The sequence below is a fragment of the Candidatus Parcubacteria bacterium genome (assembly GCA_021414235.1).
Taxonomy (GTDB): domain Bacteria; phylum Patescibacteriota; class Minisyncoccia; order Phycocordibacterales; family JAKFXT01; genus JAIOOV01.
On record JAIOOV010000004.1, the window covers coordinates 505,309 to 529,626 of the forward strand.

The following is a 24,318-nucleotide window of genomic DNA, read 5'->3' on the forward strand; positions in this document are numbered from 1 at the left end:
AGAAGCTAACTCAGCTTAAGGGAATAGAGCTTCCCATACTTCTTTTGCAGATATTCTATGAAAAACCTGCTCGAAGGCGCCTCACCAGTGACTCTCTTCAAGAGATCCGCTGCCTTGTAGGTCTTCCCGTGGAGATGCACGTGCTTACGCAGCCATTCACGAGGAACTGAGAGTTCTCCCTTCGCGATCTTCTTCGCAAGATCAGGAATGTCCCGCTCCATGGCAGCGTACCATTGCGCCGCATACAAATTTCCCAGAGTGTACGTCGGGAAGTAGCCGATGTATCCAGCGGACCAATGCACATCTTGCAATACGCCAAGAGTATCATTCGGCACCTCGATACCCAGATACTCTTTCATCTTAGCTCTCCACACCTTTGGCAGATCCTTGGGATCGATCGTACCCTCTACCATACCCTTCTCGACCTCGAAGCGCACGATGATGTGGAGATTGTAAGTCACCTCGTCAGCTTCCGTACGGATGAGAGATGGCTTTACCTCGTTCAATATCAACATAAACTCCTCGAAAGAGAGTGCTTTGAATGGCTTCGGGAACTTCTTCTGTAGCTTGGGATAGAAATATTTCCAGAACGGGATACCTCGGCCGATGTTGTTCTCCCAGAGGCGCGACTGCGATTCGTGCACGCCATACGATATGGCGTCCGCCAAAGGTGTCCCGAAATGTTCTGAAGGGAGGCCCTGCTCATAGAGGGCATGGCCAGTCTCATGGATAGTGGAGCCGAGCGAATAGAGGAGATCATCTTCTCGGAAGCGAGTAGTGATACGCACATCATGAGGATGGAAAGCCGTAGTGAAAGGGTGCGTACTCTCGTCCATCCGACCTGCAGTAAAATCAAAACCCATGGTCTCAGCGACCATTCTATTGAAAGCGAGCTGCTCTCCGAGAGGAATCTTTCCTTTGGTCTTCTTCGGGTCAGCCTTCACCTTCGAAGCCTTAATCTCCTGGAGGAATGGGATGAGGAAATCCCTCAGGTCACCCAGCATCGCAGAAGCATCCCTGGTGCTGAGCCCCGGCTCGTAGCTATCAATGAGAGCATCGTAGGGAGACTCCTTATAGCTGATGAAGGCAGCTTCCTTCCTCTTCATCTCCACTATTCTGCGCAGATACGGCAGGAACATCTTAAAGTCATCCTTCTTGCGCGCCTGCGCCCAGACATTTTGAGCTTTAGAGACAAGCTCCGAATATTCCTTCACAAAGGAAGCTGGTAGCTTTCTCTCGCGCTCGTATGTCCGCCAGGTCTCCTCTACGATGATCGCGTCTTTACCTTTGAGCTTCTTGCCATCGACCTCCTTCTTCAGGTTCGAAAGAAGCTGGTCATCATCGAGGGCAACCAGTCTCCCGTGCACAATGCTACTGAGATGGGAACTTGCGATTGCTCGCGCATCCGCACCCTTCTCCGGCATATGCACCTCCTGATCCCAGCCGAGCACCGCTCCGGCAGAGCCTAAATATGAAATCTCCAAGAGTTTCTCCTTCAACGCATCTATCGGCCGAGCTTTCATACTAACGGACCTCCCAAGCCTTCTCCTTGATCGCCGCGATGACTTTTTCCATGACCGCATTCACCTCCGCATCTACCAGCGTCTTCTCAAAAGATTGGAATATCAGACGGAAGGCATATGAGATGCGATCTCCTTTTTCGAAGCGGTCGAAAATATAGGTCTTGAGGAGAAGAGGATCGCCGGCTGCATCTCGGATGACAGTCTGCACCTCATCCGCCTCAGTACCCTTCGGCACCCACAGCGCGATATCGCGCGAAATGTAAGGATAGCGGGAGAAAGGCTGATAGCGCATCGTCTCAGTGAACAGAAGACGTTCGTAATTCTCCGCAGCCACATTCTCGATCTCTTTCTCAGATGCAGGCTCCTTCTCCCCGATCTTCCCTAGCATCAATTTCTCCATACCGTCCTTCCAAACGATACCGATTTCAAAAAGCTTCACTTCCTTAAGCTCAAGCAGCGCCTTATTAGGCACGTTCTTGGCGAGCGCCTCCGTAAGGCCCGTAAGGAGGCTGGCACGCAGATACGGCTTATCTCCCCCTATCTTATTCGCTACTGCACGCTCGCCTTTCTCTACGAATACAGAGGTCAGTATTTCGGAATAGCCAGCGCTACGGAGCTCTTCACGCGCCTGCTCAGCGGCGACGAAGCGTCCATTGACCGGCGTCTTCCCAGGAATCGGCGGAAGGGGCACAGCCGGCACATGCTCATAGCCAATGACGCGACCCACCTCCTCTACGAGATCCTCGGGGATGGAGAGATCCAGGCGTTCAAACGGAGGAGTGACAGTGAACACGCCACTCTCTTCCCTACAAGCAAGACCTAAGCTGGAAAAAGCCTCGAGTACCTTCTCCTTGGAAATCTCCGTGCCAAGCATCTTATTAATCTTCTCGAGAGAGACGCTTACCTCCGCAAGTTTTTGCGGAACAGGATACGAATCTACAAAACCTACGAGCTCACCGCCTGCGACCTTTTGAATGATCGCCACCACATCCACCATGCCGTAGGCGGCAAGTTCAGGAGAAAGCACCTGCTCGAAACGACTTGAAGCATCCGTGCGTAGCGCCAGCGAGCGAGAGGCCTTGCGGACAGAGGGTCCGTCAAAATTCGCAGACTCGATGACGATATCGACAGTAGATTCATCCACTGATGCTGGCATGCCGCCTTTTATTCCCGCGATGCCTACTGGGACATCGCCTGCGGTGATGAGGAGCATCGTGTCAGTGAGAGAATATTTCTTGGCATCAAGCGTCTCAATCTCTTCTCCGGCGTGCGCAGTACGGACCCCGATCGAAAGACTCGGAAGTTTCTTAGCATCAAAGGCGTGGAGAGGCTGCCCCAGCTTGAACATTACGAAATTAGTAGCGTCGACCACGTTATTAATGGAACGCTGGCCGATGGCTTCCAGGCTTTCTTTGAGCCAGGAGGGCGAAGGACCCACCTTCACACCCTTCATGTATCCGGCTATATAGCGATTGCAGAGCGGCGACTCTAGGGAGACAGAGACCTCAGTCGTAACCTTTGAAAGATCCGGCTTTTGCAACAGAGGATCATAAGTCATCTGGAGCTTGAGCACGGCGGCAAGCTCTTTGGCCACAGCGCGATGCGAGAGCGCATCGTGGCCGCGGTTAGGCGTCACCTTCACGTCCAGAACTTCCCCCTCCACGCTATCTATCTCAAACGCATGGAACGTAAGGGCGTCAGCTATTACCGCTGCTTCGGGCAGATCGGGAACGAATTTCTGGAGCCACGGGCGTAAGACTTTCATACTTAAAATTGATTCACGAAACGGAGATCCGCAGAGTGCATGAGACGCACGTCATCGATACCCCAACGGAGTATGGCCAGACGATCAAGCCCCATGCCGAAAGCGAATCCACGATACTTCTCGGGATCTACCCCCGCATTACGAAGCACGCTCGGATGCACCATGCCCGCTCCCATCATCTCAATCCAGCGATCACGCAGCTTCTCTGGGACGTTCTCACCCACGAGACGCATGTCCACTTCGACCCCCGGCTCCACGAACGGGAAGAAGCTCGGACGGAAGCGCACTTCCACAGAAGCACCACGGAAGAGCTCCTGGAAGAACTGCTCGATCGTTCCCTTGAGATTGGAGAGGGAGATATCTTCGCCCACGACCAAACCCTCGAGCTGGAAGAACTCGGCTTCGTGGGTCATGTCGGTAGCTTCATTCCGGAAGACTTTGCCCGGCACGATGATGCGATATGGCGGGAGGATGCCCTTCTTCATCTGGGCTTCCATATATCGAGCCTGTACGTTCGAGGTGTGCGTACGCAGCACCATTCCCGGCTCATCCTTGATGAAGAAGGTGTCCTGCATGTCCCGCGCCGGATGATCCTTGGGGACGTTCAGAGCATCGAAGTTGTACCACTCGCTCTCAAGGAGCGGACCTTCAGCGAATTCGAAACCCATCCCCGCGAAGATGCGGTTGGTCTCCCGTATGAGCAAAGAGAGGGGGTGGAGGTGTCCCTGCGGATATTTTGGGTCCATTGAGTCGCATTGTATCGGAAAAGAGCTTTTTATCAACGCGATTCAGGGAAAAAGAGTCTCGACCGGTAGAAAGGCAGGGGTGACCAAAAAGGTTGAAAAAATGGCCTAAAAATCGTATAATGACCGTCATCCTATGAACTCCTTCTTCGGAGAAATACTCCCTCATATCCTGGTGTTCATATCCCTCTATTTCGAGGTTTTCCTCCTTGTGACCTTCCTGGAGCGCCGTGGTGAGATCCGCAAGGAATCCCCAGAGCCGAAAGCGTACCCTTCGGCCACGGTCATCGTCCCCTGCTTCAATGAAGGCACGACGGTGGCAGGTACGCTCGATTCCCTCCTCGCCCTCGACTATCCCAAGGAGAAGCTCTCCATCTTCGCCATCGACGACGGCAGCAGAGACAATACCTGGCAGGTCATGCAGGCCTACAAGGACAACCCGCAGATACGACTCTTCCAGAAAGAGAACGAGGGCAGCAAATACAAGGCCCTCAACCTCGGCCTCTCGCACGTCACGAGTGAGATCGTAGGCTGCCTCGACGCCGACTCCTACGTGGACCCCCAGGCGCTGAAACGTGTCGTCCTCCGCTTCGAGGATCCGACTGTCATGGCAGTGACTCCTGCCATCAAGCTCCACCAGCCCAAGAACTTCATCCAGATGGTACAGCGGGCGGAATACAGCTTCAGCGTCTTCATCCGCAAGATATTCGCCCTCATCGGCAGCGTCTACATCACCCCTGGCCCCTTCTCCTTCTTCCGGAAGTCAGTATTCGACACTCTAGGTCCGTACAAGCACGCGCACCACACCGAAGACCTGGAGATCGGCCTGCGCATGCAGACCAAGGACTACCGTATTGATAATGCGCATGACGCCTACGTCTACACAGTAGCCCCCGCGACATTGCGTGCCCTCTTCAAGCAGCGCGTACGCTGGACCCATGGCTTCCTCGAGAACGCCATCGACTACCGTGAGATCTTCTTCAAGCGCCGCTACGGTAACCTCTCCATGTTCATCCTCCCCTTGGCCACCCTCTCCGTCTTCTCCGTGCTCTACTTCACCGGCTACTCTCTCTTCTACGCCGTCAATGCTATCTTCGGTAAAATCTCCGAGATTAGCATCGTAGGGCTCAATCTCGGTTGGCCGCGCATGGCTACTGACTGGTTCTTCCTCAACACCGGGACCCTTACGCTCCTCTCGGTGATAATGATCCTCATCACTCTCACGCTCCTCATCACCGGGAAGGTCATCGGCCGGGAGAAGCCCTTCTCCCGGGATATTGTTTATTTCCTAGTCTGCTACGGCTTCATCGCGCCTTGGTGGCTGCTGAAGTCGGTCTACAATACCGCCTTCTCCCGTAAGACTACTTGGCGCTAACTTAGCTTTATATGAGAACTATTGATTGGAAAAAATACGCCCTGGTGCTCCTGATTACGGTCACAATATTTGCGACCGCGCTCTACGTGAGCAACCGGCTGAATGATCGCCGTATCGACGAGATCCGCGACATCGGAGACCAGATCTCCATCGATATCCTCTCCTCCGAGACGCAATTTAGCCTGCTTGCGGAATCCTCCTGTAAGGACCTCTCCGGCCAGTCCATCCTCTCCAAGGAGATCAACTCGCTCGCGGAGAGGCTCTCCTACACGGAAGAGAAGCTGGGGAGCGACAACGACGAGGTCATGAAGCTGAAGCGCTACTACTCCCTCCTCGAGATCAAGGATTACCTCCTCATGAAGAAGGTGGCCTCGAAGTGCGGCGTTAAGCCCATCACCGTCCTGTATTTCTACTCGAACACCGGCGACTGCGCAGAATGCGAGCGCACCGGCTACGTACTCACCGCCCTCCGAGAGAAGTACCCTGACCTGCGCGTGTATTCCTTCGACTACCACCTCAACCTCTCCGCGCTCGGCACCCTCATCTCCATCTTCAATATTGAGCCTCGCTTCCCCGCCATCATGATCGATGACGAAATCTTCTACGGCTTCACTTCCCTGGAGGATATCGAGAAGGAGGTACCGGAGCTTAAGGCGAGCCTAGCGACCACCACCTCGACGTCCACTCGCAGCAAGAGATAACATGGAAATACCGCTTAAGGATCGCGCGCTGTACTTCGGAGCAAATGTGCTCCTGGTCTGGCTCGCTGTTCTCATCTACTTCTTAAACGCCTACTACCAGTCCTTCCTCCTCCCCGGTACCAAGCTCATCGTAGTGGGCGCCGCCCTCCTCTACACCGCCTACTTCCCGATCTATCTCTTCCTCCACCGCGCTACCCGCCCGAGCAAGGGCTACCTCATCCTGCGCGGCCTCTGGCGCCTCTTGCCGTGGAGCACCGTAGCTCCTGGAGAGACCCGCTCTCTCACCAAAGAAGAGAAGACTTCTCTCCTCTTCTTCGTAGTGAAGTTCTACTTCCTCCCTTTGATGATCAATTTCGCTGCGGGCAACTTCCAAGGAGCAGTCGTCACTCTCTCGCAGTTTGACCCGAGCCGCCTCTTAGAGGCGGCCTACTTCATCACCGCCACCTATCCTCTCCTCATCCTGCTCATCTTCTTCGTCGATACCTTCTACTTCGCCTTCGGCTACCTCTTCGAGTCAGAGAAGCTTAACAACACCGTGCGCTCGGTAGAGCCTACGGTGCTCGGCTGGATCGCCGCCCTCCTCTGCTATCCCCCCTTCAATGGCGCCATCATGGAGCGCTTCTTCCCCTGGTACCCGAACCTCTACAGTTCCTTCGGCTCCCCTGAAGCGACCTTGGTCGCTTACGTATTCATACTTCTCGCGCTCTTCGTATACCTCTGGGGCACGCTAGCGCTCGGCACCAAGTGTTCCAACCTCACCAACCGCGGCATCGTGAGCCATGGCCCCTATGCGTGGATAAGACACCCGCACTATGCCTCCAAGAACCTCGCCTGGTGGATAGCGCTGCTGCCAGTGATGTCCTTCCCCGCTCTCCTCTCCATGCTCGCCTGGAGCAGCGTGTACTTCGTCCGCGCCCTCACCGAAGAGAGACATCTCCTTGCCGATCCGGAGTATCAGGAATATGTGAAGAAGGTGAAGTATCGGTTTATTCCGGGGGTTTATTAATTCTCTAGCGAGTACCGTAACCCAAAGTTCGACGAATATAAGAATTCCCTGCCCCCAACTCACGAGCTAGTTCCTTGTCTTCCTCAAAAATAAAAGAACGTGTAGGGCGGTGGTAATGCTCAGATACGGAGAATGGCTCGTCGTTGTTAATATTTGCTTTCTTAGTTTTCTCTTTCATTTTTATCTGGTTCTTGTTACTGCTTTCTTGGCAACCCTGGAAGCTATCGGAGCTTTTGGAGGAGACGTCGAAGGGGCCGGACAGACAGTATCTATGACGTGCCGAGGCGATTGTTCTTTCAGCCGCACAGAAACAAGTTTTTGATAAATCTTCATCACATCTTTCTGATCTGACTTTACATTAAATCCGATCTGCTCTGCTTCAGTCGCAAAAATGGGCATGCCATGAGTATAGCCATTATACGTTAATCGGTAGGCTATTCCAGAAGCTTTTTCTGGTTTATACCCAGCCTTCATTAAGAGCCGTCTGGCACATGATGCTGCTGTAAATAAGACCGTGGTCATTTCATCATGAACCACTGGATCCATTTTTCCAGCCATCTGCTGCCAAGGGGTTGGTATCTCTTGCGGGCTCATCTCACCGTACTCATCTTTAAGATATTCAGACGCTCTTACAAAAGCGTACGCCGATACACGAGTATCCTTGTATCGAACTTGAGGATCTATAGAGGTAAGGTTTCCTAAATCACCGATATAGAGATCATCAGCGCCACAACAAAGAATAGTGCCTCCACTAGCGGCTTCATAAGGAATAAAAGCCTTTATGTGAGCAAATTTTGAACGAAGAAAACTAGCAATCTTATATGACGTGTGCATCTCTCCCCCTGGGGTATGGATCACGAAATGCAATGCAGTAGCTCCATTTTTTAATGCCTGCTCTACATGTTCTTCCAAACTATAAATTTCATCCTCTTCAATTGATGCGCTAGCAAAAGTAACCGGTGAAGTACGCACCCCATGCGGAGCAACGAAACTAATGATCGCTACTTTTTGTTTGTCTGCAATAGACTGCAATTCTGCTCTCAATACGTCATCTAACTTAGAGGGGCCGTTGGGCTTTGCCATGTACTTTAAATACTATCACGGCTGTGTTGACCAGAATAGCGTCATAAAACTGATCCGGAGCCGCCTCCCAGAGTCGAACTGGGGACCTACTCATTACAAGTGAGTTGCTCTACCAACTGAGCTAAGGCGGCGATGCTAGCAGACTACCATTAGACCCGAGGCTCGTCAGCTTCCACTGGAAGCTTGTAGGCCTCGTCCTTCTTGTGGGATTCGAGGGAACTGAGGAAGACCGAATTACGCTCTGGGAGCTGATCGGTGAAGCGATGATAGCGACCGCGGATGAGCGTGAAGAATTCCGAGTCACGGAACTTCTTCAAGAGGAAGACGATACCGTGATGGATATGCTCCAGAACGAAGAGAAGTAGCAGCCTAGCGGTGTGACGGTTGAAATAGACCGTGTAGGAGGAAACGTGCAGGAAGCGCTTGCGCAGGAGTATATCCAAGCGATAACGGAGGGCGGAGAAGGGCTTGTGTCCACGGTGCAGTTCCCAATCCTTAAGCACGAGCATCACCACCATGGCGCCGAGAGATGCAAAGAAGAGGTACGTGGTACCCATATTTGATTAGAGCGAGAAACGGGAGAAGCGCGTGATCTCGATGCGCTCGCCGAACTTCTGAACCGCCTGAGAGAGGAGCTCGCGGACGGTACGCTCGGAATCCTTGATGAACGGCTGCTCGAGGAGCGCCTGCTCGCGGAAATAGGAGGCAAGTTTGCCTTCGATGATCTTCTCCTGCATCTCTGCCGGCTTGTCCTTGGCCTCTTCAGCGAAGACCTCGCGCGCCTTGGCACGCTCATCAGCATCGATGTCTTCAAATGTTAGGAACTTCGGGTTGGCAGCAGCCACGTGCATAGCAATATCGTAGGCGAGCTTGCGGAACTCCTCGTTCTTGGAGACGAAGTCGGTCTCGGAGGAGAGAGTCACCATAGCGCCTACCGTGCCGGTAGCGTGCACGTAGGCAGCCACAGCGCCGGAAGCGAGAGTGCGGTCCCCTTTCTTAGCAGCGAGTTCGCCGCTCTTCTTGCGGAGGATGACACGTGCCTTCTCCACATCTCCTCCTGCCTCTTCAAGTGCCTTCTTGCACTGCATCACCGAGATACCGGTCTCATCGCGCAATGCCTTGATCTGCTCAGTGGTTATTTCCATAGTGAAAGAGAAAACGATACACGGCCCCAGAAGGGCCTGTTATTAAACCGTCGCGGTTGCGGAAACAGGAGAAGCAGTCGGAGCGGGAGCGCGGCCCTCGCGGTAGGCGGAGGCGATCTCCTCCACGAAATGCGCAACTGAAGCACGGGAAGAGTCGTTGGCAGGGATGGCGTAGTCCACCTGGGAGAGGTCGCAGTCAGAGTTAGCAAGCGCTACCACCGGGATGTGGAGCCTCTTAGCTTCCAGGACCGCGATGTGCTCGCGGCGAGGATCTACCACGAAGACAGCAGCCGGGAGGGACTTCATGGACACGATGCCAGCGAAGTTGCTCTGGAGCTTCGCAATCTCGCGATCGATGAGGAGACGCTCCTTCTTAGTGTAGCGATTGAGTTCGCCAGTCTCGCGCTCAGAGAGGAGACGCTCCATCTTGTCCACGCGGCGGCGGATCTCAGAGAAGTTGGTGAGGGTACCACCCACGAAGCGGCCAGCAGCAAACGGGAGACCAGAAGCTTCGGCAGCAGATTTAACTACTTCCTTGGCTTCGCTCTTGCCGCCAACAAAGAGAACCTGCTTGCCCTGAGCGGCCACAGCAGAGACGAAGGCCTTGGCGGCTGCGAGCGCCTTCTCAGTCTCCTCGAGGTCGAAGAGCTCTACATGATTCTTGGCACCGAAGATGAACGGCTTGGCCGTAGGATGCCTGCGGGCCTTGGCGTAGCCGAAGTGTGCGCCGACCTTGAAAAGGGCTTCAATGACGGGGCTTTTGGCGGTCGTGTCTGTGGATTGCATGTCGGACTAGCCTACCAAATATGGCGGATTGTTGCAACGGCCGTCTTAACGCTCCTCGAAGCGGGGGCTCACCCGGCAGGTAAAGGAGGCGGTATTGGAGACCTTGGCATCCCCGACCCGGCAGACGAAGCGGTAGAGAGACTGGACGGAGACCGGTGGAGTAAGGACCTGACCAAAAGCGCCGTTGGCGCGCACAGAGAGGTCGGGTCCTGAGATGACACAACGGAGGAACTGAGACTGCTCCGGCGGCACCGAGCTCACCCGCCAAGGGATGGTGCACTGAGAACCCTTCTGGACGAGCTCTCGCTCCGGCATGAGAGCAGTCACCGCGAGCGCACAGGCCTGCTCGCCAGGAGGCGGAGGAGCATCAGAGGATTCGTCGGGACAATAGTAGAGAGAGCGGGTTACGCCGCAGGAATTAGGGGCAGACTTGGCTTCAGCAGCTGGCTGCATCTCGTGGCGAGTGCACTCACCGTCCTTGTCAGTCGCAGTGCAGACATTGCACATCTTGGTCGCGCCGCAGGTAGGACACGGGATCTCCTGACAGGAAGGGAATCTCCCCGTCTCTCCTACCCCACAGCTTGTGCGCGGCTGACAGGAGCCGGTCAGTCCGAAATTGATCGCAGTAGGATCCGTACAGAGAGAGCGTCCGCTCGAATACTGGCAGGCGCCGAGCGCACCGCCATTGAGCGCCAACGGATCGTTGCAGCGGACTGCGCCATAGCGACACTCTCCCGTTTCTCCATAATTGAGAGCGGTCTGGTCCGCGCAGAGACGCGCGACCGGCTGGTCGGTGCACTGCCCGTTCTCCGGATTCCAATTCGGCTGATTGCTCGGACAAGTGAGACCGATGATCACGTCTTTCGTCGCGGGGCACTGAACACCGCTCGGCAGAGTCATGGAAGCGGTAGCCCGGAAATGGTACTGCTGCTTAGGCTGGCTTGCCGCCAGGACACCCTCAAGAGAGCGACCATCATTCACCACCGCAAGAGAGGAGGGGAAGGACGTATCACCAGAGGAAGGAGTGAGCGAGTAGCTCTGCGCCGGACGCGAAGTCTGGATGGTATAGCCTCCGAAGCTTCCCCCTATGATTCCCGCAACACTGCCAGAGCTGGTGATGGTGGGCGTAGAGGTGGCGCACACAGAGGCGGGAGCTATGGTGATAGCCACGTTCTTTGAAGCTGAAAGAGGGGTACAGCCAGGCGCGCTATTCTCCGCTTGAATGGTACAGGAATATGAACCAGCCGATGTGGGTACTCCCCCGATCGACAGAGGACTCGTCCAGCTCGTACCGGAAGGTATGGGCAGACAGCTCATACCGAGCGTCGTGTAGTTGCTGGCAGTTGCTTGATATGAGAAATTCTCGCCCACCACGCCCGCTGCTGTGCCAGAGGAAGTGATCTCCGGAGCTACAGTCGAACACGTTGCCGGAGTTACTTCTATCTCAAGCACATCCGCACGTGAACAGCTCGGAGAATTCCTCATGTAGTATCTGTCCTCGCCGCTCCCCGCCACCGTACTGCTCTGGTTATCCCCGGCTCCACCTTCATAGACCCACTCCTCAAGGTCATTACGAGAAGTGAGGGCTACGGAGTATGTCCCTGGAACAGCAGGCACTCCGGAGATGATGAGACCAGTGGAGTCTGGCACCTGGGTTACGCCCGCACGCGCCTGCACCCGAGCACTCAAGACGTTCGCGGAAAGGCCGGAACCCGTGAGGCCCGCTGGATCAAGCGAAGTGATACCTGCCCCGAACCAGCCTGACTCAAATTCCCCCTTCTCCCGGAGCTGCGGATGCTCCCAAGGAGCAAGATCACGAGAAGGATTGGGATTCACCTGAGCGACCATCACTTCGTATGAAAAAGATTGACCGGCCTGCGTGGTGACACGGAGGGGACTCGAGAAGCGCGGCGTATTGTATTCAGTGCAATACTGAGGGCTGTAACACTGGCTGCCGGAAGCACTGCAGTCATCTATATTATTCATTTCCGCTCCGCACTGGCCTCCCGTACAGTCACTGTTACCAGCAGGACTTCCTGAGCTCGTTTCGCTGCCGCCAGCATCCTCAGCAGCAAGAACTGCAGGAATCTGTCCGATCACAGACAAGTGAATTCCCATGCCCCCGAAGAGAGCAAGCGCGAATGCGGTAGCGAGGATAAAAGGAATTTTTTTCATATTAGTTCCAAGAAGAGAGGTAGAGCGTGCCACCTTCGTATGGAGAGAGGTCGAGGATACTCCTACGCTCTCCCGTGTCGAGCCGCTCGATGACGATCTCGAACTGCGACGCCTCCCCCTTACGTACTCGGAGAGCTGCGTACGCGTTGTCTGGCGAGAACGCCGCATCATACGCTCGCGCCTCAAGAGTATCGTTGAGAAGAAGCTCCTTCGGATTCACCGGGTTCACCTTGAGCAGCATTACTCGCTCGAGGCCGGGAATGAGCCAGGCAACCAAAGAGTGATCCTGGCTTGCGGCGAGCTTCATGCCAGCCCCGCTCGCTCCCCAAACCTTGGTCTTGGCGAGAGTCCCTAGGTCGTAGCGCACCAGGCCTTCTGGAGCGAGCGCAAAGAGCGATTTCCCATCAAGGGACCAGACGGGATAGCTTCCCGCGCCGATGCGGCGTGGAGTCCCTGGGAGATCTATTGCATAGATATCCGAGCCGCCTCTCGCTTCCTGAGAGTACGCAAGCCCCGTACCCACCGGAGACCAGTCTGGGGAATGCCTAAAGGCTTCTCCACGAGTGATCGGACGACGTTCCTCCGTAGCGGGATCATAAATGACCACCTGGCTCGCCAGGGCTCCGGGACCGTAGGCGATATGCGCGAGACGATTGCCATCAGGAGCCACTGCCGCATCGAAATTGGAATTACTATCGCGACCGATACGACGGAGCTCTTTGGTCGCAAGCTCATACTCATACAAATTCACCTCCGTACTCCCTTTATCCGCAAGCGAAAGGAGAAGTGTGCCCTGAGGATCGAACTTAGCCAAGGACGCAGAGCGCTGATAGAAATACACGCCGAGAGCGGCAGCGAGAAGGAGTATGGAGAGGACTCCAGCGACGAGGCGAGTACGCGAGGACATTGCGTCCATTATACGGCATAACCCCGCCTTATGGCGGGGTTATGCACAGCACGATCAGAAATCCGATTTACTGCTGCACCTCGATTGATCCGCGGAAGCGGGCGTGGAGATGATCATGCATATTCCACTTACCTATCCTCTCGAACTGGAAGGAATAGGTTTCTCCAGGACCTACCGGCTTGTCAGAATCGAATTCGGAATAGATTTCGTGCGTCGGATGAAGGTCAGAAGCTGGCCAGTGGAAATCCTTGCCGACATTCACGAACTCTATAATCTGGCCCTTCTTGATGACGAGAGTAGAGGGCTCGAAGCCATCGTCAGTCATGTTCACCGTGATCCTAGGGAGAGCAGGCGTAGAAGAAGCGGTATCTGGCGTAGTAGTAGCTATATTTTCTGTAGGGGTCTCCACGACCACCTCAGGTGCCGTGCGGTTGGTCCAGTAATACCAGCCGCCGCCGAAGACTACGATGACTACGGCAAGAAGTATGAGTTTATTCATCGTGAACGCAGGGAAAAGTAAGTAATAGCGCCGCCCGCGAAGAACGCGGCGAGTACCGATAATAGCATACCGAGAGGAACGGATGATTTGGACGTCTCCGCCTTTTCCGCCTCAAAAGTGAAAGTATGTTCTGCCACGGTTCTGCCCCCCTTCTCAAAACGCACATCCATCTCATAGGCCCCCTCCTGCGGAAAACGATAAGTAAGCACCGTCTTGCCGATATCCGCCTTAGCTATGCCCGTAGCGAAATACGCGGCGGAGCCTCTACCGAGACGCACCCAGATATGGTCGAAGGCTATTTCTTCCCCTCCGGCATCAAGAACGGAGAAATCAAAAATCGTACTCTCCCCCGAGACTGGAGCAGAAGAGTATCCGATATCCATCAGAACTCCCGAAGAGAGAGTAGCTTCAAAGGAAGCGCTTTCACCGTGTGCCGCAACGGTACACGGGATGAGCAAGATCGCAATAATGTAAAACGAGAGTGCGTATTTCATGATGCTATGGACGAGCGCCGCAATGCTCCTGCCACTTCTCCGGAAGGAGAGAACAGAGACGATTCGACTCTGGGGAGCCGGCATGGAAGGTGAAGCTTGCAGTGCGCACCATGATGTCATAACAAGTCTCCCCTACCCCCTTCGCTTCCGCAGCAGCACAGAGGGCTACGGAGCGTTCGATATTGCGGTAGTCGTTCTCCAGGAGGCGGGAAGCCGCATCCGCATAACAGAGCCCGCGATCCTCCGGAAGCATAGTGTCGCAGAACGCGCCGATCTTCTCGTTATCGAATTCAAGCTGCGCCACGAAGACGAACACCAAGGCATGCTTGCAGCGCTCGCGAGGGCCGGCTTCAGAGAGCTGGTTGCACCAGCGACTAATAGCGCCTGGCGCCTTCAGCTCTTCTCGCTGAAGCGGCCAGGATTCGCTCCAGCAAGACGCCTTGTCGTAACCGCTATAAGCGGAACAATACGCACGCTGGGTCCCCGTAGCCACCTCCTTACCCTTGATGAGGTCGAAGTCGTCCGGCTCGAGCGGCTGGAAGATCTGCATGAACACGCCATCGGAGCAGACCTGACTCATATCCTGCCCCGGCTTTATGGAAAGTTCCCTGCACAGACCGAGCGATTTCGGGATATCCGCGCGAGTGATGTACATAAGCAGATGCCCGAGCGCATGGTAGCAGCTCGCCTGTTCGAGCCCCGTAGGATTGAAGCTATCCTGCGGCTCGCACACGTTCGCGAATTCGGGTTTGTACTTTTCGATCTCGCTGTCAGAGAGAGATTCTGTACGGAAGCGTTCTTGGAACGCGCCGTGGATGCAGCCGTTGGAGCATACGCCAGATGGACAGCGCTGGATCACCTCCGTCCACTTATCCGGATCCTTGGCGGTTTCCTTGGCGCTGATCTTGTGCCCGAGCACATGGCAGTAGGTGTAGGTCTTGTCCTTGGCTTGAACTACTGCTGCGACGCGCACCGCATCCTCCATGGAAACGCCCTTGTCCATGAGCTTGGGGATCTCGTCTTCGTAGCAGGTCGGACGATATCGTGCGCTCGCGCAAGCGGCGACGACCTCGTCAGCGTAACGCACCAGACGCATCCCCGGATCAGGAGCAAGCATGGGAGCGGCGAGTATGTAAATCTCACCAAAGAGGAAAGCCGCGAGGATAACGATAGCGGCAGCAAACTTCGTATGCTTCTTTAAAAACGAGTTCATATCAGCGGATTATCTGAGAACCGGCCACACAGCTCTGTCGTGCATCTTCCGAAAGTCCGGCGCAGAGCTGAGGCGAGAGATCCCGCACGCGAGGCTCTGCGAAGAAGCTCCAGGAAGCCCCCTGGCGGCACAGCAGCTGTTCTTCCGTCCCAACGAGACTATTGCAGACAGCGAGAGACTTCTTTACATCATACCCCGACTCCGGAGCCACGATATTGCCGATACCTTTGAAGCACGCCTCCCGCTCGCCCTTCGCACCAACCTCGGCACAGAGAGCGGCTGCTGGAGCGGCATCTCCATTAAATGTCCGCATCCACCATTGCGGCATATCGAAATAGCAGGCTTCGCGATATATGGAAAGAGCGTCGCAGGGCGCATGCGCCTTCTTCGGGTCGAACATGCGCGGGGAGGTAAGGTCGGGATCAGCCATCGTATGAAAATTGTACTCCATGAAGACTCCGCCGGAGCAGCCGCCGATCGGTCCTTTCCAGGTGAGCGTCGCACAGATATCGAGCGCCTCCGCGAGTTTGTCATCGCCGACAGACCACAGGAGGCCGTGCCCGATTCCATGCGAGCAGCCCAGGCCCTTCTCTCCCCACGCTGCCACGCAGGCGCGATCAAGCTGGCCAAGCACTTCTACCCCATGCTCGCTGATGGCCCGCCCGAAGAAGCTGTGGTAGCAGCCGAAGCCGAACGAGCTGTCACAGACCGCGACCCCAGGAAGTCCCTCTTTCTCATACAGTAACTCCCCAAAGACATGCGCAAGCGAATGCGCCGAGCCAGGCGGAAGCTTTCCGTACACCTCCACGAATTTCTGGTACGCAGCCTTCGCACCCAGCGTATCTATGGTCTCTGCCCACTCAGCCTTCTCACGCTTAAAATATTTGGATTGGAGCCGTGGTGGATCAGGGACCTCGGTGCCGCGCGAGATATACAGATAGTATGCTTCGCCAGCTACGAAAAAGATCAGGATAGCGGCGGCGAAAATAAGTTTTAACGGGTAACGGCGCATGAGGCAGTATAGGGTTGCGGATAAGCAGCGCAGAACTCTCTCATGTAACGACCATCGCGGCCTCTAAAATAACGCGCCATATCTGCGAGCCGGGTGAAGCAATCTCTCTGATCGCCCTCTTCCGGAATCACGCTGCAGTAACGTACCGAGGCATGGAAATCATTCTCCCCTCCCCAATAAAGCGAAGCGACTGCCTGAAAGGAGCAATCCCTCCTGCCATCTTCCGCTGGCGAGAGCGAGCACCACTCATACATCGTACGCATAGCCTCATCCGGAAGTGATGTCACCGCACGTACATCGCGAGAAGAGAGGATTACCGGGAACTCCTTACCGAAACCACCGAAGCAGGCGCGCCGATCCTCTCTCTGTGTGAGCGCGTCACAATAGGTCATGCCAATCCTGAAATCTTCCGCCTTCGGAGCTCCCAGATTGCCTCCGGCAGCCTCCATAAGATGCGGAGTGAGGTAGGTGTAGCAGAAGCCGCGCACATCCTTCGGCATGAAATCCGCGTCACAGGGATAGAGCGGATCTTCCTCCTTGAAATATTTCTTCGCCTTCTCCTCGCGGAGCTTAGGATCATGTACGCCGCCGGTCATCTCCATGATGGTGCCGCCGATGCACTCCTGGTATTCGTTCGCCTTGTTACCAGCAGATTCCCCCGCGCGCTTACAGAGCGGCACCGCCTGATCCAGTTCGTAATCCGTATATGCAAGCACGCCATGCCCCAGGCCGTGATAGCACATGTTGTACGCTCCGGCACCGCCGGGAGCCTTGCGACAGATCGCAGCCACCTTCTCGAGCACGGGCGGCCCGAACTCGAGAAGCGCGCCGATCACTACCGTATGCGAGCAGGCGTTGCGCAGATCAGGCGTGCAGTAGGCCATACCCTCGAGGCCATATTGCTTGTAGAGCTCATCCCCCACCGTATGTCCCACGAGATGCATGTCCACACCGGGGACAGAAGGCATGCGGATGAGCACCTGGTACGCATACGGAGCACCTTTGGCTTCGGCAAGATCCCGAAAGTATCGCGAGAGCTCGGGGAAGGAGCGTGGTGTCTGGAGTTCAGCGAGTTCCGGATATGAACCCGCGCTCGCAAAGAGAAGATAGCCCCCGAGAGAGAGATTCAGAAGGAGAAGGGCGGCAGCTGAAGAGAGAATCAGCCGGTACCGGAAGAGAGACCGCATCAAGAAGTGATTACTCCGTCACGAAGATCATGCCAGAGGCGCTTACGGAAGATCCGCAGCCGTAGCCGTAGATGCCGCCATTCTGGGCAAATGCGACCTTGAACTCCTTGGTTTCTCCAGCAGGAACGGAGTACACGGAATCCTTATTGAAGGCGATGGTCTGCTCTACCGTTGCCGTGTTCTTTATTTTAAGAGGCGCGCCTTTCTTTAGCGCGAGCACCACCGGCTTCACAGAACAACTCGTGCCGATCTCAAGCGCCGGGACCGTTTTAGCTGCAGAGACCACTACATCAAAGAATGCTTTCTGCTCTGCCGCCGTCGCATTCTGGGAAGGAGGCGTAAGCGCTTTCTTCTCCTCAGCAGAGAGCTCGTAGGAAGAGCCAGCGGGAAGATTCACCCCAGTAGAAGGAGTCTGCGGAGCGTTTGTCGAAGGATTCTGGGAGGTCGTGCCCGCAAGAGGCTTATAATCCCGCACATAGATGAGATAACCGAGGACGACAGCGCCGACCGCAAGTACCCCGACGATGATCTTTAATGTTCGCTCCATATGATTATATTTATGATTACAGTGAGTATACTCCGTTCGACGTCTCCATTATCCCCAGTTAGATCTCCTCAAAAGCAGGATTGACCCGGCAATCCACCGTCTTCGAGGTATTAACTTCAGAACCGTTGTAGCAACGTACTGTGTAGGTACTCGTCTCGGTGACATTCGGTACGGATACCGAACCGGATGTCCCTGTCTGGCTCACTCCTGGGCCCGTGACCGTGCAGGAAGTAGCATTCGTCGCTGACCAGGTGAAGCTGCAGGAAGCGCCTTTGTTGATCACGATGGAGGGAGCGGCAGGAACCGTGGTGATGGTGGGCGCCGTACAAGAGGATTCCGGCGGAGCCACGGTAGCGGAACACGCACCCGCACAGCTATACGTACCGTAGGTCACCGCGCCGCAGCTATTAGCGGCAGATGTACAGACCTGTCCCTGGTTGGCAGAGCAATAAGAAGCTTGGTAGTAGCCCTGGGAGTAGTAGTAGCCTTGATAGTACCCCTGCGAGTAATAGTAAGGTTGGTAATACCCCTGAGAGTAGTAGTAGCCTTGGGAATAGTAGTAGCCTTCGTAATACCCCTGGTAGTAAGACTGGTAATAACTTTGATAATACGATTGATAGTACCCTTGGTAGTAACCCTGGTAGTACCCCTGATAGTAGGATTGGTAGTAGCCTTGGTAATACCCCTCTGCATAAGAATCCCCCGAAGCCGGGAGTATGACTCCTCCCTCCTCTCCATTCGGTGAGAGCGAGTTGTAATCAATCTCTGGAGACTGCGGACCAGAGCTCTTCTCCAAATACCCCAAACTTGCTAGAGAGATGACGAGAAAGATTGCCACACTCGCAAAGGAAAGGAGCCTGCGCTCGCGGAGTAGGTTAGAAAATCTTTTATTTATTTCACGAAAAAAGTGCCTCATCGTACGTCTTTTATTGTAGCACTATGTAAACCCCCCTGACACCAGCGAGGTACGTCCAATTCTTAGATTTCTTCAAAAGTCGGATTGACCTGGCAGTTCACCGTCTTTGTGGTATTCACCATGGAGCCATTGTAACAACGCACTTGGTAGCTTCTCGATTGCGTGATATCAGGGACAGACACTGAGCCCGAAAGACCAGTGGAATTCACCCCAGGACCGGTCACGACGCAAGAAGTAGCATTAGCACTGCTCCAGCTAAAGCTGCAAGCATCGCCTCTATTGATGACGATTGTCGGAGAAGGAGGCGCAACAGTGATAACTGGGACGACGCAGGAAGATTCCGCAGGAGCCACGGTAGCGGAACACGCACCCGCACAGCTATACGTACCGTAGGTCACCGCGCCGCAGCTATTAGCGGCAGATGTACAGACCTGTCCCTGGTTGGCAGAGCAATAAGAAGCTTGGTAGTAACCTTGATAATAACCTTGATACGCCGCTTGATAGGCGGACTGGTAATAGCTCTGGTAGTAGGATTGATAAGCAGCCTCATATCCAGCTTGGTAATACCCTTCGTAATAAGGCTGATAGTAGCTCTCGTACGTAGACTGATATTGGCTCTGGTAATACGCCTCGTAGGTCGACTGGTACTGGCTTTGATAGTAACCCTCGTACGTAGACTGATATTGGCTCTGGTAATACGCCTCGTAGGTCGACTGGTACTGGCTCTGGTAATAGCTTTGGTAAGCAGCTTCAAAATAAGAATCCCCCGAAGCCGGGAGTATGACTCCCCCCTCCTCACCATTCGGTGAGAGCGAGTTGTAATCAATCTCTGGAGACTGCGGACCGTTATCAATCGGCTGAAGGTAGCTCAAGGCGGAAATCACAGCCAAAACCAGAGCCAATACCGCCAGAAAGAGCAACTTCCGATCACACAGCAAAGCGCCCATATTACGCCGCCATCTCTTAAGAAGGTACTTCATCCTATTTTGTTACTGAATCGCACTTAAGTCTGCCCCAGAGAGGAGTAGAAGATTTTTCTCTACAGAGCGCAGAGAACCCGCAAGACCTTGTGGATGATATCGAGCGTCGTTCCCAGGGTACGCCCTACCCCACTCCTCTGGCGTCATGGCTTTGAAACCAGCAAGAGCTTTCTCCAGGGCACTACGAGCCTCTTCCCTCTCTCCGAGATTAAGGAGCGCAACACCAAGAGAGTTCTGAAGCCAAGGATTCTCCGGATGATAAGAAAGGGCCTTTTCTGCAACCGTAAGGACATCCTTATAGCGACCCTGCCGAAAATAGATCCAACAGAGGTCATTCGCTCCCGCCCAGCTCTCCGGTTCCAATTCCAGATACCTAGCGAAGTCACCCTCTGCCTCCGAGAGATTATTCCTATATCCGTACACAAGCCCACGCATGTAATAAGCGTTGTGGATGGAAGAATCCAGCCGCAGGGTCTCGTTTATAGCCTCGATAGCTTTGCTATAACGCCCCTGAAAGAAATAAACCCGGGAGAGACCGAAATGGATATATCCCGGCTCTGGATACCCTAAGTCGAGAGCCCTCTTATAAAGTTCCTCTGCCTTCTTTAGGTCATGAGCATTCTCTCCGAGATAAAAATTACCCGCGCGATAGGCTAAGCTAGCATCCTCCGGCGCAAGCGCGAGAGCTACGGCAGGCATATGTAGCCTCTCCATAAACACATGGGCCCACAAGGGTCGATGGAAATCGACATAGGAATAGAGGCTCTTCCAACTAAGAAGAGTCGTGAGAGCGAGGAGAAGACCAAGGAGGCAAAGAACCGCACGCAGGCGCATAGATATGAATATTGTATAGTAAGGACGCTAAGCGCCCAAGCCGATGAATACCCAGTATCAAAGAGAAGACCCGCGCAGACTTGAGGTTGCGATCCGTACAAAAGATTTTGCTTCTCTCTATGTGAAATCTTACTGGAAACGAAGTTTCCTAGAAGCCCTCCTTGGGACCCTGGAGGAACGTCTCGGGATAGAAATCTTGACCAAAGTACCGGAGAATCTTCGTGATGTTCACCTGCTGATATTCAAGAACCTGACAATCATAGAAAAATTGAGGAGACAGGGAATATTAGAGAAGGTCGAAGTCCTTAATCCTCCACCAGATGAGCCCCCTCTATACCGCGTTCATACAAAGGGCCATCTTCGCGCCTCCGGTGCAAGCTTCCTTGATCCTGAAAAAGCCCTGTGGAGCGCGCTCGGGGAGTGCGTCGAACGCTCTCTATGGTCAGGCTCTTCGGAATGGTACGAAAAGAAGATCAAGGTCTCTTCGTATAAAGAGCTTCCTGGGGATAAGATAGACCCCCGCTCAATTACTGGTTTCTCCGAGGAACAGAAGAGCTTGGATCCGATGCTACAAGTGGATGAATCGACAGTTCTCGGCTGGGTACAAGCCAAAGAAAAAATCTCCGGAAAGATGATCTGGGTACCTCTCCAGCTTTTCAGCGCCGAATATTGCCAGAAGAGACAGAAGTCTCCTGAACGACCGGAAAACGTCGAGCCACTTCTCCGTTCCGCCGTAACCACAGGACTCGCGACTTCTTCACATAGCCACGAAGAAGCCGTCCTCTACGGGGCATTGGAAGCGATCGAACGCGATGCTTTCATGATCTGCTGGCTCAAACGCCTCTCGCCTCCTCGCATCGATATCAATCACCTCGCCGAACAAGACGATGATCTGAAAAGCATTCTTGATTCCCTGGCTCGCTACCACCTCCGTGCAGAACTGCTTCTACTTCCGACTGATTTTCCTTTCCTGGTCATCGCAGCCGTTCTGCTCGATGAAAGCGGAAAGGGGCCGGCGTTTACTATGGGCGCAAAGGCGCATTGGGATATGAAAACCGCCATCCTTGGAGCCCTCTCTGAAGCCGCTAGCGTACGCTTTTCTCTTAAAACCGCATACGAAGCCCCTGTGGACATGAAGAAGGTCGGTCGCAAGGAGCGCTTGATCTATTGGGCAAAGGAGGAAAACACCCCGAAACGCAGCTTTCTTACACAGGGGGAAATAAGAAAGATCACTCTAGAAGAGAATAAGAGTGATACTGGCACAGAATCTCTCCGACTGTCGGAAGCCTTGAGAAATAAGAAATATCCATTGTATGAAGTCGAGATAAGTTCCGAAGCAAGCCGTAGAAGCGGTTTTCGTTCAGTCTGTGTGCATATCCCTGACCTGCAGCCGATGCATCTCGACGAGCGAGTTCCCGCTCTCGCCGGAAAACGCCTGGCAGAGATTCCCTCTCTCCTCGGATACGAACCCGCCAAAGAAATGAATCCTGAACCCCACCCCTTTCCATGAATAACCATTTCGCCAAGCGGTTCCATCATCAAGCCATCGCGAACTGGCGTCTACCCAAAACTCGCGATGCCAAGAATCCGATCCCCAGGGAAGATATCTTATTCAAGACATACCCTCGCTCTGAAAACACGGCGCTCGCCGAGCCGCTTCCCCTCAGCCATACACTCGAGAAAACCCTCTCCGAGCGGAAGACGACGCGCTCCTTCGATCCAGTCTCCGCCGTCAGTTTCCAAGAACTCTCTTCCCTGCTCTTCTGGAGCGCCGGACTTAGAGAGAACCGTACAGACCCACAACAGAGCAAACGGTTCTATCCATCCGCGGGAGAACGTTATCCGCTAGAGATATATATAGCTGCGCGCAACGTCGATGGCTTGCCTAAAGGCCTGTATCACTTCAATCTCCTCAAGAACTCTCTGGAGAAGATAGGTGGTGAGGAATACTGCGATAATTTTCAAAAAAACCTCGGGTACGAATGGTCTAGGGATACCGCAGTAGCCATCCTCATCACCGGAGTATGGGAGCGGACTTTCTCAAAATACGGGGATTTCGGATATCGGCTCATATGTACAGAAGCCGGACATGTGGCGCAAAATCTACAGCTCATAGCCCAATCCCTTGGTCTGGACTATGCCTCTATCGCAGGGTTCAAAGAAAAAGAGATGGATACCCTCCTAAATCTGGACTCGGATAAAGAATCATCTCTCTACCTGACCCTCATAGGAAAAGCTACACCTTCCACCCGAACGAACGCATGAGTGCGGCGAACTCTTCATCTACCAGAGAAATACGTTCTACATTAAGCCGCGTCTGTACATCGGACAGAGCCTCTTTGCTTGCCAGGTACTTATAGAAACGCTCGTTGCGATACGCAGGATCAGAGAACGGCGCAAGGAGGACGGATATCTCTCCCGCTTTTGACTTTCCATACTGTTGAGAAAGATACAGGGCGTATTGATACCCTGTCCAAATGCGCTGATCACGGTTACCCTCCGTCAGATTCCACGCCTCTTTATAGAGAGCCTCTGCTTCAGCTGCATGATCTTCGCCTGTGAGAGTAGCGATGCCGAGCAGGATAGCCTGTCGCGTGATGCGCGCGGAAAGCACGGAATTATCGAAGCCCAAGGTACGGGCTGCGATGAGTTCATCGTTGCCTATGCGTATCGCCTCGTGCACCTGGTTCCACAGAGACTTAAGATTTTCTTCATCCGCGCTCGTACGAGCCTGCCTCACACTGAGCGCAAGGATCTCAGGGAAGGATTTATCAAAAGAAATACGGAAGAGAGAGACAGCCGTAGGATAAAAAGAGCTTGCATACTCCGAGAGTCGAGTATATGCCGCCTCAATATTCCCATTGGAGTTGAAGGCAGAGTACGGGGTCTTGTCGAAGACGTATTTCGAATATTCCGGATCTTTGTTATTAGCCAAGTAAAGCTCGCCCATAAGCTGGATAGACCAAGCGCGAATGATGTCCGCATAATTCTCATTGGCAGCCACCTCTCGGAGCGTAGCTATAGAACTCTGATATTCCTTAGCGAGTCCCTGAGCATACCCCACATTATATTTGATATACCCTTCTTGATTGAGATCCTGGGCATCAAGCAATGCCGCTTGGAAGAAGGGAATAGCTTTAGAGAATTCACGGGCCTTCATGTGCGCAAGACCTTTTTTGAAATCCGCATTCTGCTCCCTAACATACGTCACCGTATTCGGCTTCACAGAGGGTTCTTGCGATTGAGCATAAAGATAATAAATACTCCCCAAGAAGAGAACTAGGAGCAAGGCGCCGATAATAGTGCGGGATGTGAGATAAGAGCGAAGCATGATTTAGGAACCACCGCACCCCTCGCAACCACAGCCATCGGCGCTACCGCCGCCATCCCCTCCACCTGAACACTCACAATCCTTCCCGCCTCCCTG

At 54.1% G+C, this 24,318-nt stretch carries 24 protein-coding genes and 1 tRNA gene; 5 read left to right on the forward strand and 20 right to left on the reverse strand.

The genetic code is table 11. The features are described 5' to 3' along the window. Positions 1-5 precede the first annotated feature (5 nt). Genes K8Q93_03670 through pheS form a run of 3 tightly spaced genes read right to left on the reverse strand, consistent with a single transcriptional unit; the run spans position 6 to position 4,034 of the window. Positions 6-1,523, reverse strand: coding sequence for a carboxypeptidase M32 (locus K8Q93_03670; protein ID MCE9644310.1), 1,518 nt, complete (start codon positions 1,521-1,523; stop codon positions 6-8). Between the two features lies 1 nt (position 1,524). Continuing rightward, positions 1,525-3,288 carry a phenylalanine--tRNA ligase subunit beta gene (locus K8Q93_03675; GenBank protein ID MCE9644311.1) on the reverse strand — a complete coding sequence of 588 codons (1,764 nt, stop codon included), beginning with the start codon at positions 3,286-3,288 and terminating at the stop codon, positions 1,525-1,527. Between the two features lie 2 nt (positions 3,289-3,290). Next, entirely contained in the window at positions 3,291-4,034 is a 744-nt protein-coding gene (gene pheS, locus K8Q93_03680; GenBank protein MCE9644312.1) for a phenylalanine--tRNA ligase subunit alpha, read from the reverse strand. Between the two features lie 133 nt (positions 4,035-4,167). Between pheS and K8Q93_03685 the strand changes: the two genes are divergently transcribed. The 3 genes from K8Q93_03685 to K8Q93_03695 are packed head-to-tail and all read left to right on the forward strand — an operon-like array spanning position 4,168 to position 7,113. After that, positions 4,168-5,406, forward strand: a complete 1,239-nt coding sequence (locus K8Q93_03685; GenBank protein ID MCE9644313.1) for a glycosyltransferase family 2 protein — start codon at positions 4,168-4,170, stop codon at positions 5,404-5,406. A gap of 11 nt (positions 5,407-5,417) precedes the next feature. Continuing rightward, positions 5,418-6,107 carry a hypothetical protein gene (locus K8Q93_03690; GenBank protein MCE9644314.1) on the forward strand — a complete coding sequence of 230 codons (690 nt, stop codon included), beginning with the start codon at positions 5,418-5,420 and terminating at the stop codon, positions 6,105-6,107. Position 6,108: 1 nt separating this feature from the next. Further along, positions 6,109-7,113, forward strand: coding sequence for a hypothetical protein (locus tag K8Q93_03695; GenBank protein ID MCE9644315.1), 1,005 nt, complete (start codon positions 6,109-6,111; stop codon positions 7,111-7,113). A 180-nt stretch (positions 7,114-7,293) separates the two neighbouring features. On the opposite strand, the gene K8Q93_03700 is transcribed toward K8Q93_03695, so the two are convergent. From K8Q93_03700 to K8Q93_03775, 16 genes are all read right to left on the reverse strand, one after another. Then, positions 7,294-8,196 carry a hypothetical protein gene (locus K8Q93_03700; protein ID MCE9644316.1) on the reverse strand — a complete coding sequence of 301 codons (903 nt, stop codon included), beginning with the start codon at positions 8,194-8,196 and terminating at the stop codon, positions 7,294-7,296. A 58-nt stretch (positions 8,197-8,254) separates the two neighbouring features. After that, positions 8,255-8,327: transfer RNA gene (locus K8Q93_03705), tRNA-Thr, on the reverse strand. An 18-nt stretch (positions 8,328-8,345) separates the two neighbouring features. Continuing rightward, positions 8,346-8,753: a hypothetical protein gene (locus K8Q93_03710; GenBank protein MCE9644317.1), complete on the reverse strand. Its 408-nt coding sequence runs from the start codon at positions 8,751-8,753 to the stop codon at positions 8,346-8,348. Between the two features lie 6 nt (positions 8,754-8,759). Further along, the gene (gene tsf, locus K8Q93_03715) at positions 8,760-9,341 is read right to left on the reverse strand and encodes an elongation factor Ts (protein MCE9644318.1); all 582 of its coding nucleotides are present in this window, start codon (positions 9,339-9,341) and stop codon (positions 8,760-8,762) included. A 42-nt stretch (positions 9,342-9,383) separates the two neighbouring features. Continuing rightward, entirely contained in the window at positions 9,384-10,127 is a 744-nt protein-coding gene (rpsB, locus tag K8Q93_03720; GenBank protein ID MCE9644319.1) for a 30S ribosomal protein S2, read from the reverse strand. Positions 10,128-10,172: 45 nt separating this feature from the next. Continuing rightward, positions 10,173-12,302 (reverse strand): hypothetical protein, encoded by a 2,130-nt coding sequence (locus tag K8Q93_03725; GenBank protein ID MCE9644320.1) that lies wholly within the window; start codon positions 12,300-12,302, stop codon positions 10,173-10,175. 1 nt (position 12,303) lies between these two features. Further along, a complete protein-coding gene (locus K8Q93_03730; GenBank protein MCE9644321.1) occupies positions 12,304-13,209 on the reverse strand; it encodes a hypothetical protein in 906 nt (301 codons plus the stop codon). A gap of 67 nt (positions 13,210-13,276) precedes the next feature. Further along, a complete protein-coding gene (locus K8Q93_03735) occupies positions 13,277-13,708 on the reverse strand; it encodes a cupredoxin domain-containing protein (protein MCE9644322.1) in 432 nt (143 codons plus the stop codon). Further along, positions 13,705-14,202, reverse strand: coding sequence for a hypothetical protein (locus K8Q93_03740; protein ID MCE9644323.1), 498 nt, complete (start codon positions 14,200-14,202; stop codon positions 13,705-13,707). Before K8Q93_03740 ends, K8Q93_03735 begins: the two co-directional genes overlap by 4 nt. 4 nt (positions 14,203-14,206) lie before the next feature. Beyond that, entirely contained in the window at positions 14,207-15,415 is a 1,209-nt protein-coding gene (locus K8Q93_03745; GenBank protein MCE9644324.1) for a hypothetical protein, read from the reverse strand. Between the two features lies 1 nt (position 15,416). Then, positions 15,417-16,427 carry a hypothetical protein gene (locus K8Q93_03750; protein ID MCE9644325.1) on the reverse strand — a complete coding sequence of 337 codons (1,011 nt, stop codon included), beginning with the start codon at positions 16,425-16,427 and terminating at the stop codon, positions 15,417-15,419. Then, on the reverse strand, positions 16,409-17,614 hold the full coding sequence (locus tag K8Q93_03755; protein MCE9644326.1) for a hypothetical protein: 1,206 nt from the start codon (positions 17,612-17,614) through the stop codon (positions 16,409-16,411). The genes K8Q93_03750 and K8Q93_03755 overlap by 19 nt, the downstream gene beginning before the upstream one ends. Positions 17,615-17,624: 10 nt before the next feature. Beyond that, on the reverse strand, positions 17,625-18,161 hold the full coding sequence (locus tag K8Q93_03760) for a hypothetical protein (GenBank protein MCE9644327.1): 537 nt from the start codon (positions 18,159-18,161) through the stop codon (positions 17,625-17,627). 58 nt (positions 18,162-18,219) lie between these two features. Further along, the gene (locus K8Q93_03765; GenBank protein MCE9644328.1) at positions 18,220-18,999 is read right to left on the reverse strand and encodes a hypothetical protein; all 780 of its coding nucleotides are present in this window, start codon (positions 18,997-18,999) and stop codon (positions 18,220-18,222) included. Positions 19,000-19,139: 140 nt separating this feature from the next. Next, entirely contained in the window at positions 19,140-19,949 is an 810-nt protein-coding gene (locus tag K8Q93_03770) for a hypothetical protein (GenBank protein MCE9644329.1), read from the reverse strand. Between the two features lie 117 nt (positions 19,950-20,066). Beyond that, positions 20,067-20,756 carry a tetratricopeptide repeat protein gene (locus tag K8Q93_03775; protein MCE9644330.1) on the reverse strand — a complete coding sequence of 230 codons (690 nt, stop codon included), beginning with the start codon at positions 20,754-20,756 and terminating at the stop codon, positions 20,067-20,069. Positions 20,757-21,012: 256 nt separating this feature from the next. On the opposite strand from K8Q93_03775, the gene K8Q93_03780 reads away from it, so the two are divergent. Both K8Q93_03780 and K8Q93_03785 read left to right on the forward strand, forming a co-directional pair. Beyond that, positions 21,013-22,401, forward strand: coding sequence for a YcaO-like family protein (locus K8Q93_03780; protein ID MCE9644331.1), 1,389 nt, complete (start codon positions 21,013-21,015; stop codon positions 22,399-22,401). After that, complete coding sequence (locus K8Q93_03785) at positions 22,398-23,156, forward strand: SagB/ThcOx family dehydrogenase (GenBank protein MCE9644332.1); 759 nt, start codon at positions 22,398-22,400, stop codon at positions 23,154-23,156. The genes K8Q93_03780 and K8Q93_03785 overlap by 4 nt, the downstream gene beginning before the upstream one ends. Here the strand turns inward: K8Q93_03785 and K8Q93_03790 are convergent. After that, positions 23,128-24,180 carry a hypothetical protein gene (locus K8Q93_03790; protein ID MCE9644333.1) on the reverse strand — a complete coding sequence of 351 codons (1,053 nt, stop codon included), beginning with the start codon at positions 24,178-24,180 and terminating at the stop codon, positions 23,128-23,130. The two genes, K8Q93_03785 and K8Q93_03790, sit on opposite strands and share 29 nt — an antisense overlap. Between the last annotated feature and the right edge of the window lie 138 nt (positions 24,181-24,318).